General features: G+C 60.8%; 16 protein-coding genes and 2 pseudogenes. 14 read left to right on the top strand and 4 right to left on the bottom strand.

All coding sequences use genetic code 11. The annotated features are described in order from the left end of the window. The first annotated feature begins 47 nt into the window (after positions 1-47). The 5 genes and pseudogenes from OMP38_RS08820 (at position 48) to OMP38_RS08805 (ending at position 3,964) form a co-directional block, all read left to right on the top strand. A complete protein-coding gene (locus OMP38_RS08820) occupies positions 48-710 on the top strand; it encodes a response regulator transcription factor (protein WP_277564746.1) in 663 nt (220 codons plus the stop codon). Then, positions 697-1,833, top strand: coding sequence for a hypothetical protein (locus OMP38_RS08815; protein ID WP_277564745.1), 1,137 nt, complete (start codon positions 697-699; stop codon positions 1,831-1,833). Before OMP38_RS08820 ends, OMP38_RS08815 begins: the two co-directional genes overlap by 14 nt. Continuing rightward, entirely contained in the window at positions 1,803-3,026 is a 1,224-nt protein-coding gene (locus tag OMP38_RS08810) for an ATP-binding response regulator (RefSeq protein ID WP_277564744.1), read from the top strand. Before OMP38_RS08815 ends, OMP38_RS08810 begins: the two co-directional genes overlap by 31 nt. Further along, a pseudogene (locus OMP38_RS35695) lies at positions 2,965-3,117 on the top strand (response regulator); the annotation flags it as partial. The gene OMP38_RS08810 and the pseudogene OMP38_RS35695, both read left to right, overlap by 62 nt. 70 nt (positions 3,118-3,187) lie before the next feature. Continuing rightward, positions 3,188-3,964 carry a sensor histidine kinase gene (locus OMP38_RS08805; protein ID WP_277564743.1) on the top strand — a complete coding sequence of 259 codons (777 nt, stop codon included), beginning with the start codon at positions 3,188-3,190 and terminating at the stop codon, positions 3,962-3,964. Between the two features lie 360 nt (positions 3,965-4,324). Here OMP38_RS08805 and OMP38_RS08800 read toward each other — a convergent pair whose 3' ends face one another. The 3 genes from OMP38_RS08800 to OMP38_RS08790 form a co-directional block, all read right to left on the bottom strand. Further along, complete coding sequence (locus tag OMP38_RS08800; RefSeq protein WP_277564742.1) at positions 4,325-5,272, bottom strand: transposase; 948 nt, start codon at positions 5,270-5,272, stop codon at positions 4,325-4,327. A 320-nt stretch (positions 5,273-5,592) separates the two neighbouring features. Beyond that, complete coding sequence (locus OMP38_RS08795; RefSeq protein ID WP_277564741.1) at positions 5,593-6,216, bottom strand: hypothetical protein; 624 nt, start codon at positions 6,214-6,216, stop codon at positions 5,593-5,595. Between the two features lie 147 nt (positions 6,217-6,363). Continuing rightward, the gene (locus OMP38_RS08790) at positions 6,364-6,699 is read right to left on the bottom strand and encodes a L,D-transpeptidase (protein WP_277564740.1); all 336 of its coding nucleotides are present in this window, start codon (positions 6,697-6,699) and stop codon (positions 6,364-6,366) included. 122 nt (positions 6,700-6,821) lie between these two features. On the opposite strand from OMP38_RS08790, the gene OMP38_RS08785 reads away from it, so the two are divergent. From OMP38_RS08785 to OMP38_RS08745, 9 genes and pseudogenes are all read left to right on the top strand, one after another. Next, on the top strand, positions 6,822-8,684 hold the full coding sequence (locus OMP38_RS08785; RefSeq protein ID WP_277564739.1) for a sensor histidine kinase: 1,863 nt from the start codon (positions 6,822-6,824) through the stop codon (positions 8,682-8,684). Beyond that, on the top strand, positions 8,674-9,576 hold the full coding sequence (locus OMP38_RS08780; RefSeq protein WP_277564738.1) for a response regulator: 903 nt from the start codon (positions 8,674-8,676) through the stop codon (positions 9,574-9,576). The genes OMP38_RS08785 and OMP38_RS08780 overlap by 11 nt, the downstream gene beginning before the upstream one ends. A 4-nt stretch (positions 9,577-9,580) precedes the next feature. Beyond that, positions 9,581-9,844 carry a helix-turn-helix transcriptional regulator gene (locus OMP38_RS08775; RefSeq protein ID WP_277564737.1) on the top strand — a complete coding sequence of 88 codons (264 nt, stop codon included), beginning with the start codon at positions 9,581-9,583 and terminating at the stop codon, positions 9,842-9,844. A 132-nt stretch (positions 9,845-9,976) separates the two neighbouring features. Then, positions 9,977-11,320, top strand: coding sequence for an ABC transporter substrate-binding protein (locus tag OMP38_RS08770; protein WP_277564736.1), 1,344 nt, complete (start codon positions 9,977-9,979; stop codon positions 11,318-11,320). 78 nt (positions 11,321-11,398) lie between these two features. After that, a pseudogene (locus OMP38_RS08765) lies at positions 11,399-12,287 on the top strand (carbohydrate ABC transporter permease). 219 nt (positions 12,288-12,506) lie between these two features. After that, on the top strand, positions 12,507-13,256 hold the full coding sequence (locus OMP38_RS08760; RefSeq protein WP_277565210.1) for a carbohydrate ABC transporter permease: 750 nt from the start codon (positions 12,507-12,509) through the stop codon (positions 13,254-13,256). After that, positions 13,253-14,992: a glycoside hydrolase family 5 protein gene (locus OMP38_RS08755; protein ID WP_277564735.1), complete on the top strand. Its 1,740-nt coding sequence runs from the start codon at positions 13,253-13,255 to the stop codon at positions 14,990-14,992. The genes OMP38_RS08760 and OMP38_RS08755 overlap by 4 nt, the downstream gene beginning before the upstream one ends. Before the next feature lie 480 nt (positions 14,993-15,472). Beyond that, a complete protein-coding gene (locus OMP38_RS08750) occupies positions 15,473-16,057 on the top strand; it encodes a DUF7309 domain-containing protein (RefSeq protein ID WP_277564734.1) in 585 nt (194 codons plus the stop codon). Beyond that, entirely contained in the window at positions 16,036-16,497 is a 462-nt protein-coding gene (locus OMP38_RS08745) for a DUF6930 domain-containing protein (RefSeq protein ID WP_277564733.1), read from the top strand. Before OMP38_RS08750 ends, OMP38_RS08745 begins: the two co-directional genes overlap by 22 nt. A gap of 54 nt (positions 16,498-16,551) precedes the next feature. Here OMP38_RS08745 and OMP38_RS08740 read toward each other — a convergent pair whose 3' ends face one another. After that, positions 16,552-16,785, bottom strand: a complete 234-nt coding sequence (locus tag OMP38_RS08740) for a hypothetical protein (protein ID WP_277564732.1) — start codon at positions 16,783-16,785, stop codon at positions 16,552-16,554. Between the last annotated feature and the right edge of the window lie 69 nt (positions 16,786-16,854).

The following is a 16,854-nucleotide window of genomic DNA, read 5'->3' as shown; positions in this document are numbered from 1 at the left end:
AATCAGGGAAGAACGGGTAGCGTACTCAGAGAACGGGGGCATACATCATGGTCCGAATCGTCATCGCAGACGATCAGCGGTTGATGCGCGAGGGCCTGCAGACGATCCTTCAGCTGGAGGACGACATGGAGGTCGTCTGCACGGCGGAGAACGGGAGAGAAGCCTACGAAGCGGCGGGCATCCATCGGCCGCATATCGTGTTGATGGACATCAAGATGCCGGTCATGGACGGCATAGAGTCTTTGAAGCTGATCAAACGCGATTATCCCAAGACGATCGTGCTGATCCTCACGACATTCGCGGAGGATAAATACATCGTAGGCGCGATGGCCGGCGGCGCGGACGGCTTCCTGCTCAAGGACATCGCCGCCGAACGCGTCGTCCAGACGGTGCGGGAGGCGATGGTTGGCGAGCTGATGCTGCCTCCCGCGATCGCGGCCAAGCTCGCGTCCAGGCTCACGGCGAACGAGTCGTACGATTTCGACGAATCCAAGCTTCAAGGGATGGGACTTTATTTTACGGAGCGCGAGCGGAAGATCATCCTGCTGTTGATCGAAGGTTACTCGAACAAGCAGATCGCGGTCACGCTTTTTATGAGCGAAGGCACGGTGCGGAATTACGTCAGCGTCATTTACGGCAAGATCGGCACCAACGACCGACGCGCCGCCGTCGGGATCATGAAGGAGCTGCTGCTGAGTGACTACCGCTGAACGAAGGTTTCCCTTTCCGCTGAAGGCCGCTCTGCTGCTCGCGTTTACGCTGTTAACATTGTTTCTGCCGCTTTTCCTTAAAGGCTCCCATGCGGAGTCGGAAGGCTCCGTGCTTGCGTCTTACCGGGAAAAATGGCAGGTGAGGTGGAGCGACGGAGACGCGAGCGGAACGGAGGGCTGGCGGCCATTGAACGCGGCGGAGCTGACGCGCTTCGCCCAGTATAGTGGCGTCGTCTGGCTGAGGAGGGATATGCCCAAGCTGCTGACGGTCGATCCGCACGTGATGCTGCTGTACGGACGGTCATTCGAGGCATACGAGAACGGGCGCCTCCTGGTCAGCTACAATATGAACCATCCGGATCCGTATGTGAACCACTATATTCCAGCGCGCATCGTCAAGTTGTCGCAGGGCGACCAGCCGCGGACGCTGGCTTTTAAGCTGTTGTGGAACCGGAATTCCATGCCGCAGGACTGGCACGTGATCGGCGACCGTCGCATGCTGGATCGGCTGATCGTGCAAAACGATTTTGTGCCAGCCGTCTTCAGCGTGCTGTTGACGGCCGCGTCCGCGGTTTCCCTGCTCGTATTCCTGCGCCGGCGATCGGAGACGCTGTACGCTTGGTTTGCCCTCATTACCGGCTGCGCGGGTATCGGTTTCTTCTCGATGCTGATGTCCTTGCGGTTCTTTTTGGATCTGCCGGTTGCGCATTTTCAGTATTTCAGAGATTTGCTCATCCCGATCGGCGTGCTGGGCTTCGTCTGTTTTTACGGCAGAGCGTTGCGCGGCTTGTACGTGAGATTGTATCGGATGATGGCAGTCTGCGTGCTGCTGTACACGGGTTTTACCGCGTGCCTGGCTTTTATAGATAGTTATCTTTATGAGAAAGCGATCTTCGAATGGTCGCCGATGCTCGTGATCCCCGTATTCGTCCTGATGAGCTACTCGCTGATCCGCAGCAGGCATATGCTCGCGCTGAAGGACGTCGAAGAATTCAGATGGTTGACGTTCGGCTTTGTTTCGCTGACGGTCGGCATGTCCTTTTATTTCTTTCGGCGAACGCGCTGCGCCTATTCGGCACCAGCCTGGAGGGCGTGCTGCCGCTCTGGCTGTATTACGCGCTGACGTTCGCGCTCGAGATCGGTCTGCTCCTCTTCGTTGGCTGCCTGCTGATGGTCGTACTCGGACGCTTCTCGGGCGTGTACCGGGACCTTCAGCGCAACGCAGCCGAGCTGGAGACGGCGAACCGGGAGCTGGAGACGCTGTCTCGTCTGAAAGACGATTTCCTGAGTCATACCTCCCACGAGCTGCGCACGCCGCTTCATGGCATCGCGGGGTTGGCGGATGCGCTGCTGGACGGCGCTGCGGGACCTGTCGGCGAGGAGATGGAGCGCAATCTTCGGCTCGTCCGCGGCAGCGCGGACCGTCTGCTGCACCTCGTCAACGACATTCTCGATATGGATCGGCTGAGACACGGCGACATGAAGCTGAAGCTAACCGCAGTGGACGCATTGGGCGCATGCGAAACGGTGGCTGCGGCGCTCGCCCCGCTGGCGAGGCGCAAAGGGCTCAAGTTGACGGTAGAGCGAGAAGAAGAGGGGGTTAAAGGCGAAAAGCTGATCGTCAGCGCCGACTCGGGCAGACTCGAGCAGATCCTGTACAATCTGATAGGCAACGCCATCCGCTATACCGAGTCGGGCTATGTCCGGGTGACGGCCGCCCGGGAAGAAGGGAGCGTTCGCATCGTCGTGGCGGATAGCGGGCCGGGCATCCCCGAGGACCGCGCGGCGGAATTGTTCGAGCCGTTCGCGACCGCTTCGTCCGACTATGGCGGCGGCATGGGGCTCGGCCTGCCCATTACCAATCGGATGGTTCGCTTGCACGGCGGCGAGCTGACGGTCGATTCAAAGATCGGAGCGGGCACGACGCTGTCTTTCACGCTGCCAGCCGCAGCCGCCGAGGCCAAGGAGGCGAGCGACCTTGCGTACGGGAGCGGCACGGGTTCATACGGCAAGCTTGGCGAAAATGTAGAGTCCGGCATTGCCTCGCTGCCGGTGCTGCCCGCGAATCTGGACAGGTTCGGCGAGGGATACGAGCAGGGTGCGATCGACGAACGAGGACGGGAAGCCGGAGAGAAGAGACGGCCGCTGATTCTGGTTGCCGACGACGAGCCGGTCAACCTCGAAGTGCTGCGGCATTATTTGCGGCGGAGCGGCTACCGTCTGAGTCGAGGCGGCGAACGGCACGGAAGCGGCCTTGCTACTGGAGCAGGGCGAGAAGCCCGACCTGCTTCTGTTAGATGCCATGATGCCGGGTAAGACCGGTTATGAGGTATGCCGCATCGCGCGCGAACGGTGGTCCGCGAGCGAGCTGCCGATTATTTTGCTGTCCGCGCAAAACCGACTGGACCGGCTGACGCTGGGCTTCGATTCGGGCGCGAACGATTATCTGACCAAACCGTTCACCCAGGGGGGAACTGTTGGCGAGAGTAGATATCCAGCTCAAGCTGGCGCAGTTCCATCACTCCCTCGAAGAACTGGTCCGCACGCGGACAGAGGAGCTCGAGGCGGCGAACCGCCATCTCGCTGGCTCGGTCCGGGAGACGGCAGAGGCGCTGGCGGAGGTGTCCGTGCTTGAGGAACGCAACCGGATCGCGCACGATATGCACGATCTGGTCGGACATTCGCTCACGGCCGCCATCGTACAGATCGAAGCGGCCAAAAAGCTGGCGGACCGCGATCTGCCGCGTTCCGTCGAGCGGATGAATGCCGCTGGCGAGATGATTCGGAAAGGTTTGAACGACGTAAGGCGAACAGTTCGTATGTTGAAAGACGACGAGGCGGGATTCGATTTGCCCGTTGCCCTTCAAGAGCTGATTCGGGAGAGCGCGGGTCAGGCGGACGTCCTTTTCGAATACAGCCCCGAACCTCTGCCGCAAATGGGCGGACTGGCACAGAAAGTCGTCTATCACGCATTGATGGAGGGAATTACAAATGGCCTCCGTCATGGGCGATGCAGCCGGTTCCGCTTCGAGCTCGCAGAGGAAAAAGGCTGGTTGCGGTTCGAGCTTGTCAGCAACGGAGCGCCCTACGGGGCATCGAAGCCCGGCTTCGGACTCAGCGCCATGATGGAACGCGTCCATCTGCTGAGCGGCACCGTAACCATAGGCGAAGCTGCGCCGGGGATCGGCTGCAGATTGCGCATCATGCTGCCGCTTGAGGATACCGACGATCGGAAGCCGGAGCTGCCCGCCTAGGAGGATGACGCGCATTGCGCGCATAATACGTTTCTCGCGTCCGAAGGCAAGCGGGATTGCGCACGATGTCCATCTACGCGATTTCGCTTTTTTTTGGAAATTAATTGAATTCCCGGAGGCTATAAAACTACTATTTTTCCCGTTTTAACAATATCCCCTTGAGTCAGGAAGTCAGGAAGTCAGGAAGTCAGGAAGTTAGAAGGTCAGAGAGTGAGGGAGTAGCACATAAGAAAATCAAGAATGGGAAATCGGAAAATGAGAATGAGTAAATCAGGAATTAATCCCCTTGAGTCAGGAACGATCTAATCCAAACAAAAACCAGTCTAAGCTAGACGGTCATAATAGGCATATCCAAATAAATTAACCCGCACGTCGGCCGCTGCGCGCAGGACGCCTATAGGCCCAAGGAATTGGGCGAATGCCGGATCGGGAGCCTACCAATCTCCGGTACGTGATGGTCTTCGTCGTGCCGCAGCAGGCGATGAGCTCGGCCAGCATGTCGTTGCGGCACAGGAGGCGGCGGAAGCAGTATTCGTTCAGGTACGCTTGCAAATGCTTCGGGCCGATCCCGCCGAACGTCCAAGCGAGCCAGCGAACGGCTTCCCGCCAAGCGATATGCAGCGCGGTTGGCCCCCGGTGGCCGCGCTCCAGCCGTTCAGCGCGATCGTCCGCGCCTCCGCCGACGACGTGTTTTTGCACGAAACGTTCCGCCGCTTCCTCGCCGCCCGCCCCTCCACGTCTTGCCGCATCGTCGCCTTCCGGCCCGTCCACGGCTTTCATTTTGAGATGAACGATATCGCCTGCGCCGTCAAGCGAAGCGCCGACGACGATTGGTTGCGGCTTTAATCCTTGCTGCACGATGAGGCTGCCGAGATAGCGATGGTACTCATAGCCGTAATACTCGCCGAGCAACTGCAGATCCCCTTCGAGCGGCCGTTCGCGGTCCCACTCGCCGATGGCGTGACGAAGCTTGTGGTTGATCAGCCAAGCCGTCTTGTAAGTCACATCGATCAGTTCGGCCAGCAGCCGGGCGCTGATGCCGATCTGCATCAAGAACATCGCCTGGAACCACTTCGTGAGCGGCGTGCGCGAGCCCTCGAGCACCGTGCCTGCCGTCAGAGAGGCCTGGTGGGAGCAGGAACGGCACTCAAAAAGCCGGCGCCCGCGCGACGACACTTCGTAATAATGCGGATGGCCGCAGCGCGGACAGCGAAAGCCTTCGGGCCACTTGGCGGCGAAGAGCGCATGCTCGCAGTCGGCCGTGCTGAAGGCCGGCACGGAGTCCCGAATCGAAAAGCGGCTAGGCACAGCAAACCCTCCAATAAGAACATTTGTTCTTATGATAGCAAAAGATGGATTGCTTTGCAAATTCCTGTTTGAAAAAGCAGGCAGCGGCGGATGGCGGTCATAGGAAGGAGAATGACAGGGAATAGACATGAAGAAGTGCCGAAAATTATATACAAGGCCTGTGGCAACTTGGCGGGACATCTGTTCCTGATCGAAGGGGATATTGTTAAAACGGGAGAATGATGAGTGTGAGCGGGGGGGTTATGTATAAATCTGGAAATGTGAATCAAGGTCGGGCGGGCGTCCGCTTAGACGATCCCGCCGTTGTCCTATCTTAGGCTTTATACTTGCGGCATTTCGGTTAAGGAATCTTCCCGGCTCGTTCGTTCATTTGATGAAGTTTCTGATTCGTTGCCGAGATCTCCTGCGTTCTTGGCCTCCTCAGTTTCTTCCGAGCCTGTAAATTCGCCCGGTACGTTGCCTCCGGCGATGTTTGCGACGGCGCCGTGGAGGATGACAGGCCGGCTGAGCTCGGCTCGAAGCTCCTCCAGTTGACCCAACTCTCGGCGGAGGCGCTGCAGTTCGGATTCGCGCTGCCGGATCTGCATCACGACGGCCTTGATACGCTCCTCCAGCTCGCGAACATCTTCGGACTCGACGATCGCGGCCTCGAGATCGCAGCCGAACTGATCGGCCGCCCAGAGATCCGCAGCGATGCGCCCTTCCGCCAGATAGTGTTCTTTATACAGCTCGAATATCGCGTTAATGGCCCGGCGGCTGTCCCATCCGAGGATTCGCACGCCGCTCTTCGCATGCTCGGCCGCCATCGCCAAGTGGAATTCCTTCAGCGGTCCCCGCGCGGCCTCCGCTTTGTCGAGAAGGGCCGCAAAAGCGGGATAAATTAATCTGAACAGTTCGGCCGCTTCCTGAAGATCGAGTTCTTCCGTGCCGGCAGCTTCCGTCATGTCATCCCAACCTTTATACTCGAATTCTTCCTATCCTACCAAAGAACGGGCTCAGATTCGAGTTTCTCAGGAAATGTTAATCTGCAAAGGGCTGCCGACCCCGGAAAATGCCTAAAACGCAGCGAAGATAGCCGCAAAACGTTACGGTCACGGTCGAATCGTCACGCGCGTGCCGATCGGTACGATCCGCGAGAGCGCGATAACGTCTTCATTGTACATGCGGATGCAGCCGTGGGATACGAGATGGCCGATCGACGAGGGATCGTTTGTACCGTGAATGCCGTAATGCGGCGCGGACAGCCCCATCCAGAACGCGCCGAACGGTCCGCCGGGATGCGCTTGCTTGTTGATGATGCGGTATTCGCCCGTCGGAGTCTGGGTCACCATCCGGCCGATGCCCACGGGGTAGCCGTTCACGACAGTATCGTCTTGCAGCAGGTAGAGCGCGCGGTCCGACAGATCGACGATAATCCGGTATGCCATGCGGATCACTCCCCTTCTATGGCCAGCTTATGCGAAAAGCGGTACCGCGTTCGCGTCTTGCGCGCCGGGCACGCTTCCGATAAGCTTGGCATCAAGGAAGGACGACGGATAGGAGGGGCGGCATGTTGAAACGAACGAGCCTGCGCATGCGGCTGACCGTATTGATGATCTGCCTGACCGCGCTGCCGGTCGTCACGGTCACATGGCTGGCGGCGAACAATACGCGAAGCTCGGTCGAAAAGGAAATCGTCGGCGCCGACACTTCGCGCATGCTATGGGCGGATCAATACATGAACGAGCTGATCGAGCAGATCGACATCCTCTTTTACACGCTTCAGATCGATCAGGAACTGATGCGCGGACTCGGCGACATCGACAACCCGGATCCCGTCGTCCAGTTTAAGACGCAAGAGCTGCTGCGGGACAAGCTGACCTCGGCGTTTCATGCGAATTCGCGCAAGGTCGACGATTTGACGCTTTACATGCAAGCATATAAGAAAGCGTTTACGGTCAACTATACGACCAGCGGACTGATTCGTACGCTAGATGTAACCTCCAATGAGCCTTGGGCGCGAATCTCTCGCGGGCCGGTTAATATGTACTTCAAGCAGACGCCTGACGGCACGTACGCGTATCACGGCATCAACAGGTTCGAGGACCGCGCCCTGATCGGCGGCATATCCGTTCGCATCGACCGGGAGGTGTGGCAGGAGGTTGGCCGGATTTTGCGTTCTGAGCCGGATAGCCTCGTGTATGTGCTGAACGACGAAGGCGAGCTGCTGTCGGGCTCCTCCGAGCCGCCAAGCGACGTGAGTCTGGCGGAGCTGCTCCGCGGTCCGGCGCCTGCGTTTGCGGACATGGAGTTTCAGCGGACGGACCGCTACTTCGTCTTTGAAAAAAGAATCGGAGACGGTCAGCTCGCGGTGATCAAAGCGGTCCCGATCTCGTCGGTCAGCCGCAGCGCGCGGCCGACGATCGAGGCCGGCATCTGGACGGGCGCGCTGTTCGCGGCGGCGTCCGCGCTGCTGTCGGTCCTCGTCTCGCTCGGCATCAGCCGCCCGATCGTACGGCTCGCCCGGATGATGCGGACGACGCCCGTTCAAGGCTTCGAGTCGATGTCCGTGCGCAGCCGCGACGAGATCGGCTTGCTCGAACGCGGCTACAACTCGATGATGGAGCGGATCAGGCAGCTGATCGAAGACGAATATCAGCGGGAAATCGAGGTTAAAAATGCGCAGCTGCTGGCGCTTCAGGCACAGATCAACCCGCATTTCCTGAACAATACGCTCCATATGATCGGCGGCATGGCGCTCAAGAAAAAGGCGCCCGAGATTTATGATGTCACGCGAGTCATCGGGGATCTGCTGCGCTACGCGATCGGCTCCGAGGACCGGACCGTGCCGATCGCGGACGAGCTGACCCATACCCGCAATTATCTCTTCATTCAGGAGCGGAGGTTCGCGGGCCGCTGCACGATCGCGCTGCATTCGGACCCGGATGCGCTCGAGGGGCGGTTGCCCAAGTTCACGCTGCAGCCCATCGTCGAGAATGCCTTCGAGCACGGGCTTCAGCGCAAGCCCGGCAATTGGCGGCTCGAGATCCGTATCCGGCGCATCGGCGGACGGATCGCGCTGCTCGTGCAGGACGAGGGCGCAGGGATGCTAGCGGACGAGCTGTACCGCATCAGAGCGGAGCTGCGCGCCGGCGGCGCCAGGCATCTGGGCGAAGGCGCTGGCCGAATAGGAGGCGGAGGCGTTGGCGGAAGCGAAGACGGAGTCGGAGTCGGAGGAGCGCTAATGGTTCCTGCGTCGACGGCCGAGCCGAGGCGAGGCCGCGGCATCGGGCTTCGCAACGTCGACGCCAGGCTAAAGCTGCAGTTCGGCGCGCGCTATGGGATTCGCGTCTGGAGCGGAGCGGGGCAGGGGACGCTGGTCGCGATCGTGGCGCCGGCGGCTAGCGAAGGAGGATACGGGAATGACGTATAACGTGCTGATCGTCGACGACGAGCCGTGGTCCCGCGAGATCGTGAAGGATCTCGCGGATTGGGAAGGATTAGGACTAGCGGTCGCCGGCGAAGCCGAAGACGGGGAGGAAGGGCTGCGCCGCATCGGGGAGCTCGCGCCGGATATCGTCGTGACCGACATGCGGATGCCGGGACTGTCCGGGACGGAGCTGTTGAACGAGCTTGGAGCGCGCTATCCGGCGGCCAAGATCGTCGTCATGAGCGGCTACGACGACTTCGCGTACCTGAAGCAGGCGATTCGTTCCAAGGCGGTCGATTACTTGCTGAAGCCGCTCGATCCGGCTGAACTGAACGCTGCGCTGGCAGCCTGCGTCCGGGAGCTGGATGCGGCGCTGACCGCGGCAACGCTGACCGCGCCAAGCACGGGAAGCGCAGCCCTTTCAGGCGCCGCATCGGACGAGCCTGCGCCGGAGAGCGCCGCGCCGTCGGGCGTGTGGAGGCTGCCGGCTGCGTTCGCCGATGCGGCCGTGCTGGAGCGCTATGCGCTGGAAAAGCGCCGTATCCATGCCAGCCTGCAGGAGCTGGATCGGGCGGGCATCACGGAGGCTTATGCCGCGCTCGGCAGATACTTGACGCGGGCGCTGACACCGGAGGAGCTGAAGGGGCTGCCGGCCAGACTGGCGCAAGACGCGCTGGCGATGCTGGAGACGTTCGCGTCCGAGCAAGGGATCGATATCGTCCCGATCTGGAGCGGGATCGAGGCGCGGCTCAGTCCAAGCTCCACGCCCGAAGAGGCGGCTACGGCGCTGGCGGAGCGGCTCGGGGGAAGCCGCCGATGCTGCCGCGAAGGCGATCCGCGGCCGATCCCGGCTCGACCTGGACGAGATTCGCGTCTATATCGACGCGCATTTTGACCAGGTGCTGACGCTGGAGTCGCTGTCGCTACGCTTCTTCGTCAGCAAGGAGCACCTTAGCCGCGCCTTCAAGGCGCATGTCGGCACGGGCGTCACCGACTACATTACCATGCGGCGCATGGTTTATGCAGAATCGCTGCTGCGCGAAGGCAAGGTCTCGATCAAGCAGGCGGCCAAGCTTGCCGGCTACGAGGACCTGGCTTATTTCTACAGAGTGTTCAAGAAACGTTTCGGCATCTCGCCCGGCGAGCTGAGGAGCGGAGAATAGGAGGAGGATTCGCCTATTATCCGTTTCATATCAATATCGTCCAATAAGGAAAGCTAATTTTCTCGAATGTTTCCGCTTACACTTCTCTCTATACTGAGCTTGCAGTCATTCGACAGAGGGGGGTAACACCAGATGAAAAAAGCGCTATACGCCGCGTCCTCGATGACGCTCGCGGCTGCCATGCTGGCCGGGTGCGGCGGCAACGGCAACGACAATGCCTCTCCTTCCGTCGCGCCGTCCGGCTCGGCGTCCGCATCCACGCCCGACACTCAGGCTTCGCCGTCCGCGTCCGCGCAGGAGCCGGCCCGCAAGGTCGAGCTCAAGGTGTTCATGAGCCTGCCGCGCTTCAAGGATCAGTTCGACAAGTACTTCGCGCAATTCAAAGCCAAAGAGCTTGCGGATAAAAACGTCGATGTGACGATCAAGCTCGAGATGCCGAACTCCGACCAGGCAGGGCAGATTCTCAAGACCCGCCTATCCTCAAACGACGCGCCCGACCTGTTCACGCTGCATGCGATCGCCGATATCCCGACCTTTTACAAAGCCGGATACTTGAGCGACCTGTCCGACCAGCCGTACGTGCCGAAGGTGTACGAGAGCGTGCGCAAGACGGTGACATATGACGGCAAGGTGGTCGCGCTGCCGCTCGAGAGCCTGTCGTGGGGCTATCTGTACAACAAGAAAATGTTCGCCGAACTCGGCATTGCGCCGCCGCAAACGCTCGACGACATGAAGGCAGCCGTGGAGAAAATCAAGACGACAAAAGCGGCGCCGTTCGAGCTGAGCTTCCAGGAGTCGTGGATTCCGCAGCTCATGATGGCATTGTCGCTTGGCGGCGTCGTGACCTCGGCGCATTCGGACTGGATCGAGAAGATGAACAAGGGCGAGGCGTCCTATGCGGACGTGCAGGACGTGTTCAACATCATCGATTTGATCATGGCGAACGGTACCGCTAAGCCGTTCGAGGTCGGCAGCGCAGCCGGCTCGACGGACTTCGCGAACGGCAAAGCCGCGATGTGGGTGATGGGACCGTGGCAGGCCGAGACGATCCTGAAGGCGAATCCCGACATGGAATTCGGCGTCGCGCCGCTGCCGGTGAGCAACGATCCGGCCGGCACGATGATCAATCTCGCCACCTCCACCTCTCTCGCCGTGTCGCCGACGAGCAAGAACAAGGACGTCGCGCTCGACCTGCTGAACTATATGCTGGACGACAACGATTCCTCCGCACTGTTCGAGGAACTGAAATTCAACCCCGTCGCGGAGATGCACAAGTACGACACATTCCCGTGGATCACCGAGGCGAGCTCGTATGTCGCCCAGGGCAAAGCTTATCTCGACCTGTCGCTTCCAAGCGGGGTGACCGACGAGACGGCGAAGCTGCTGCAGAGCTACTACGCCAAGAGCGTGACCAAAGAGCAGATCATCAAGACGCTGGACCGCACATGGGCGAACGCCGTCAAGAACAGCAAGTGATCCCTTCCGGCTCCGTCCCGCGGCTTAGTCCGCGGCGCGGGGCCGGATCGGCTTCAAGGCGAAGGAGGGATCTACGGGATGATCGATAGGCTCAGACTTAAGCGGCACGGCATCTTGCTGGCGTTCGTGCTCCCGGCGCTGCTGTTCTACGCGACCTTTCTGCTGGCGCCGGCGTTCGGCGGCATCTGGTACAGCCTGACCGACTGGAACGGCTTGAATCCGCGCTACGCGTTCGTCGGGCTGGACAATTACGCCGAGGCGCTGACGGAGGACCCGTCGTTCGGGCATGCCGTCTTTTTTTACGCTCAAATACGTGCTCTTCATGGTCGTGCTGCAAAACGCGCTGGCCATCCTGGTCGCCGTGCTGATCGAATCGCGTGCCAAGACCAAAGCTTTTTTCCGCACGATCTTCTTCATGCCCAACATGCTCAGCATGATCATCGGCGGCTTTATGTGGATGTTCGTCTTCACCCGCGTGCTGCCCGACCTGGCGGTGCGGACCGGTTTGAGCTTCCTCGACCGCTCCTGGATCGGCGATCCGTCCTTTTCCTTTTACGCGATCCTGATCGTCTCGCTGTGGGGCGGCGTCGGTTATCTGATGGTCATCTACATCGCCGCGCTTCAGGGCGTGCCGTCCTCGCTCAAGGAAGCCGCGGCCATCGATGGCGCCGGCGTCTGGCAGAGGTTTCGATACATCACGCTGCCGATGATTTATCCGGCGCTCACGATCGGCATTTTCCTCACGCTGAATTCCTCGTTCAAGGTGTTCGACGCGGTCTTCGCGCTGACGGGCGGCGGCCCGGGGCGGGAGACGCAGGTCATCGCGCTTAATATCTTCGAGGAGGCGTTCGGCTTCAGCAACCGGTACGGCTACGCCAGCGCGAAGGCGATGATTCTGTTCCTCATCGTGCTCGTCATCACGATCGTCCAGCTGCGGCTGATGAAGCGGCGGGAGGTGGAAGCATGAGCGCGCTTGACGATGTAAAAAGGACGGCCGGGCAAGCGGCGGTCAGCGCAGGCGCCCGAGCGGAACAAGCGGGGCCGGCAAGGGGGGAATGGATCGGCGAAATCCGCAAGGCCAACAAGACCGGCGGCGCTCGTCGGACGCCGCCGAAGCACGCCGGCGGGGCTGCTCGCGCAGCTTGTATTGATCGTCGGCGCGGCTTTCACGCTGCTGCCCGTCTACATGGGCGTGCTAAATTCCGTGAAGACGGAGGGCGAGATGCTAAACGGCATTCTCTCCTGGCCGCGGCACTTCGCTTGGAGCAACTATGCGGACGCCTATCGGAAGATCGACTTTTTGCGCAGCTTGGGCAATACGGCGGCCGTGACTGCGGTCGGGCTCGCGGGCATCGTGCTGTTCGCCGCGATGGCGGGCTACAAGCTGTCGCGCACGCCGGGCAAACTCAGCGGCTTTTTATTCGGCCTGTTCGTGCTGTCGATGCTGATCCCATTCCACTCCATTATGATCACGCTCGTTCGCATCGCCAAAAACTTGACGGTCCAGGGCTCGACCGTCGGTCTCGGGCTCATCTATATCGGCCTCGGCGTGTCGATGGCGATCTTTCTGTACCACGGGTTCGTGAAGTCGATCCCGCGCGATCTCGACGAGGCTGCGGTCATCGACGGCTGCGGCGAGTTCCGGCTGTTTTTCGCCGTGATCCTGCCGCTGCTGCTGCCCGTCACTGCCACCGTCGCGATCCTGAACGCGCTGTGGATGTGGAACGATTTCCTGCTGCCGCTACTCATGCTGACTGACTCCGCAAGCTATACGCTGCTGCTGTCGACGAACATGCTGTTCGGCCAGTACGGCAACAACGACTGGTCGGCGATTCTCGCCTCGCTCGTGCTGGCGCTGCTGCCGGTCGTCCTGCTGTATTTGCTGCTTCAAAAATACATTCTGAACGGAATTGCGGACGGAGCGATCAAAGGATGAGCGAAAACGAAACGGTAAACGCCGTTCGCGGCGGAAACGGCGACGTGTACGGCTATGTACGCGCGGACGGAAGAGTATTGCGTAACGGCCGCGGCGAGGAGATTGTCCTGCGCGGCGTCGGGTTCGGCAGCTGGCTGCTGCCGGAGGGCTACATGTGGCGCTTCCCGCAGGGCGGCGACCGTCCGCGCCGGATCGAGCGGATGATCCGCGAGCTGGTCGGCGAAGAAAAGGCGGCGCGCTTCTGGGGGCTGTACTACGACCGCTATGTCGCCGAGGCCGATATCGCCTGGATCGCGGCGGAAGGCTTCAACTCCGTACGGGTTCCGCTTCTGGCGCGCACGCTGCTGGAGGAGAGGGAGCCGGTCCGGTTCAAACCGGACATGATCGCGCGCATCGACCAAGTCGTCCGTTGGTGCGAGCGGTACGGACTGTACGTCATTCTGGACCTGCACGGCGCGCCGGGCGGGCAGACGGGCACGAACATCGACGACTCCGAGCGCGATCTGCCGGAGCTGTTCCTGGACGCGGCGAACCGCATGCGCACGGTGGCGCTGTGGCGCCTGCTGGCGGCCCGTTACCGCGACGAATGGATCGTCGCCGGCTACGACCTGTTAAACGAGCCGCTGCCGGAATGGTTCGCGGCGCACAATGACAGCGTAATGCCGTTCTACGAAGAAGTCATCGCCGCCATCCGCGAGTTGGACGACCGGCATATGATCATCCTCGAGGGCGTCCATTGGGCGACCGATTGGTCGATATTCGATGCGCTGCCGGATAGCAACGTGCTGCTGCAGTTCCACAAGTACTGGAACGCGCCGGATACCGCCAGCATCCAGGTCTATCTCGATCATCGCGAGCGGCTGAACGCGCCGTTGTTCATGGGCGAAGGCGGCGAGAACAACAAGGACTGGTACGCGGGTGCCTTTCGTCTTTTCGAAGACCATGGCATCTCGTGGAACTTCTGGACGTGGAAAAAGATGGACACCGACAACTCGCCTTGCTCGATCCGCCGTCCCGAGGGCTGGGAACTGCTCGTGCGCTACCTGGAGGGCGGGGATAAGCCGACGCCGGCCGAAGCAGAGCGCATCCTGTGGGCGTATCTCGACAATCTGCCGCTCGATCGTTGCGACTACGAGCCCGCCGTCGTAAGTTCGTTATTCGTACGCGCGCCGGTGCGCATTCCGGCCGCATTCTACGGGTATAAGGGAGAAGGCGCGAGCTACGGCTTCGGTGCGCGCAGCCTGAGCGAAGGGGACCGTGCAGCGGACGGCAACCGGAGCGAGCTGCCCGCCTTGGGCGCTGGCGCGAGAGCCGAGGGCTTCCGTACCGCCGACGGCACGGACATTCGATTCGTCGTCCCCGGACGGACGACGCCGAACTTCCAACATGGCGGCGGCGAGGAATGGCAAGCGGACGAATGGATGTATGTGGCGCTGCAGCCCGGCGACTGGCTGGCCTACGGCTGCGAGGCTGCGGGGGCGCGGGCGGCGGCGGACGGCGGCGGCTCGCCGGAACGAAGCGCGATCCGGCTGCGCGTGCTGAGCGAAGGCGGAGGCAAGCTGTACGTGTCCGACGGGCGGGGCGCGCCGGCGACCGCGGTCGAATGGCAGGAAGGCGGCTGGCATACGGTAACGGCCGAGGTTGCGCGATCCGGGATAGCCGGAGCCGCCGGACGGATCGTGATTGAAGCGGCCGATCGTCCGGTCGGCGTCGCTTGGCTTGCGTTATTGATATGACGGGCGGGCTGTCGTTTCTCTTCGGGGAGACGGCGGCTTTTTTTTTATCGATTCAGAAAGTAGAAAAGCAACGCTAATGAGATGCGCGGAGCTGCTTTTGGAGGAAGCGCGCAACGACGATGATTTTGACATGGTTGAGAGGTGGGAGTTAAGTGTTGAAAAGCGGTTAATCGGCGCCCTGATCCGTGCTTCGAGGGAATAAGTGTTCAACCGCAATTATTTGGAGCAGAACCGGGTCGAAACGTTCAAATGCGAGAAATTAATCGCGCTTCAACACTTATTTGCCCAAGGACGTCGCAATCACGGGAAATAACTGCTTTTCAACCGTTATTTGATAGGCGTTGTCGTGCCATCCAACGGTTTTAATTGTGCGGATCGTGAATTGAGCGACGTAAGGATATTCATTACAATAGAAGCAGAGATGAGATGCAGAAAGGCGTTCGCTGACCGAGAAGCGAAACGACACTGGGAGGCGTGAGGATGAGCAGAGCTCCGACGGCGCAGCAATGGAAGGAACTGTACCTGGCTGCGGAAACATACAAAGAGGCGGCCATTTGGAGATGGATGACGAACGGCCATCTATTCGGCGTCCGGGATCCGGCGTCGGGCGAGATCGGCTATTGCTGCGTGTTCGGCAACGGCGGCGAGATGTTCGGCCTTGCGGTGTACATGGGAACGGAGGGGCTCCGGACGATCGTGGACATGCTCGCTGGCGAACTGGACGAGGATCCGATGTTCAGCCAGCGCTGCCTGCTGTTCTCGCTGGACGACAGGGCGGAGCTCGATCCGTCGGAGCACAAACGAATCAAGCAGCTCGGACTCAGCTATCGCGGCAAAAAAAGCTGGCCGACGTTCCGGCTGCACGAGCCGGGCTACATGCCCTGGCCGGAGCTGACGGCGGCGCAAGCCGTCTATTTTACGCAAGCGCTGGAGCAGGCGGTGCAAGTCGGGCAGGCTTACCGGCCCAGTCCTGACGGACTGATCGACGACGAGAAGAAATATTCCTGGTACGGGAGCTCCGCTCTTCGGAAGATGGCGGGCACGTGTGGCACGACGCATGGTTGACGCCCGAGGCCCCGCCACCGGAGGCGGAGCGGCCTGCGGCCGCCATGCCGCTGGACGAGCTTCGGATCGCCAAGGCGCTCAAGGGAGTCAGAACGAGAGGCGGCGTCTGGGAAGCCGACAGCTTCTACGTGGCGATGCCGATCCAAGAGGGCGAACGGCCTTTCTATCCGAAGATGACGCTCATCGTGGATCAAGCGACGGGCCAGATTCTGAAGTTCGCGCTGAGCAAAGCGGAAGAGGCGGCAGCCGCAGCCGCCGAGGATCTGCTGAAGCTGGTCGAAGAGCAGCGGATGCTTCCGCAGGAGCTGTGGGTAGGCAGCGAGGCGGCAGGCGATGCGCTGCTGCCGCTCGCAGAAGCGCTGAAATTGGAGCTGTTGTGGTCTCCCGAGCTGCCTGCGTTGTCTGAAGCGCGCGCGGCGATGGAGCAGCGATTCGGTTAGTCCGGCACAGCAGTAGAAGGCCGTCCCCCGCATCCGGGAGACGGCCTGATTTTGCTATTCGCGCAGCTTTCGCTCGCTCGACGAGTCGTCTTTGCTGTCCGACTTGTTCGCTTCGTCCCGGGTCTCGATGCCGAGATCCTCGACCGGGATCGCGTCGACGTTGCGTTCGCTCAGGAAGGTGTCGAAGAGGCTTTTCTGATCCGTCGGATACTGCTCGGGATGATCGCGCTCGGCCTGGGGGCCGTCGCCCGGCTTGTCCAGATCCGGCGGCCGCTCGAATTCGTTCATGCGTATCTCCTCCTTTGCGTATGCCGACTTTTCCCCTTCGGGCAGGCGGTTGAAACAAACGATGTTTCG

This window comes from Cohnella ginsengisoli (genome assembly GCF_029525555.1).
Classification (GTDB): Bacteria; Bacillota; Bacilli; order Paenibacillales; family Paenibacillaceae; genus Cohnella; species Cohnella ginsengisoli.
Note: the sequence above shows the minus strand (reverse complement) of the source record. Positions and strands in the feature narration are given on the sequence as shown.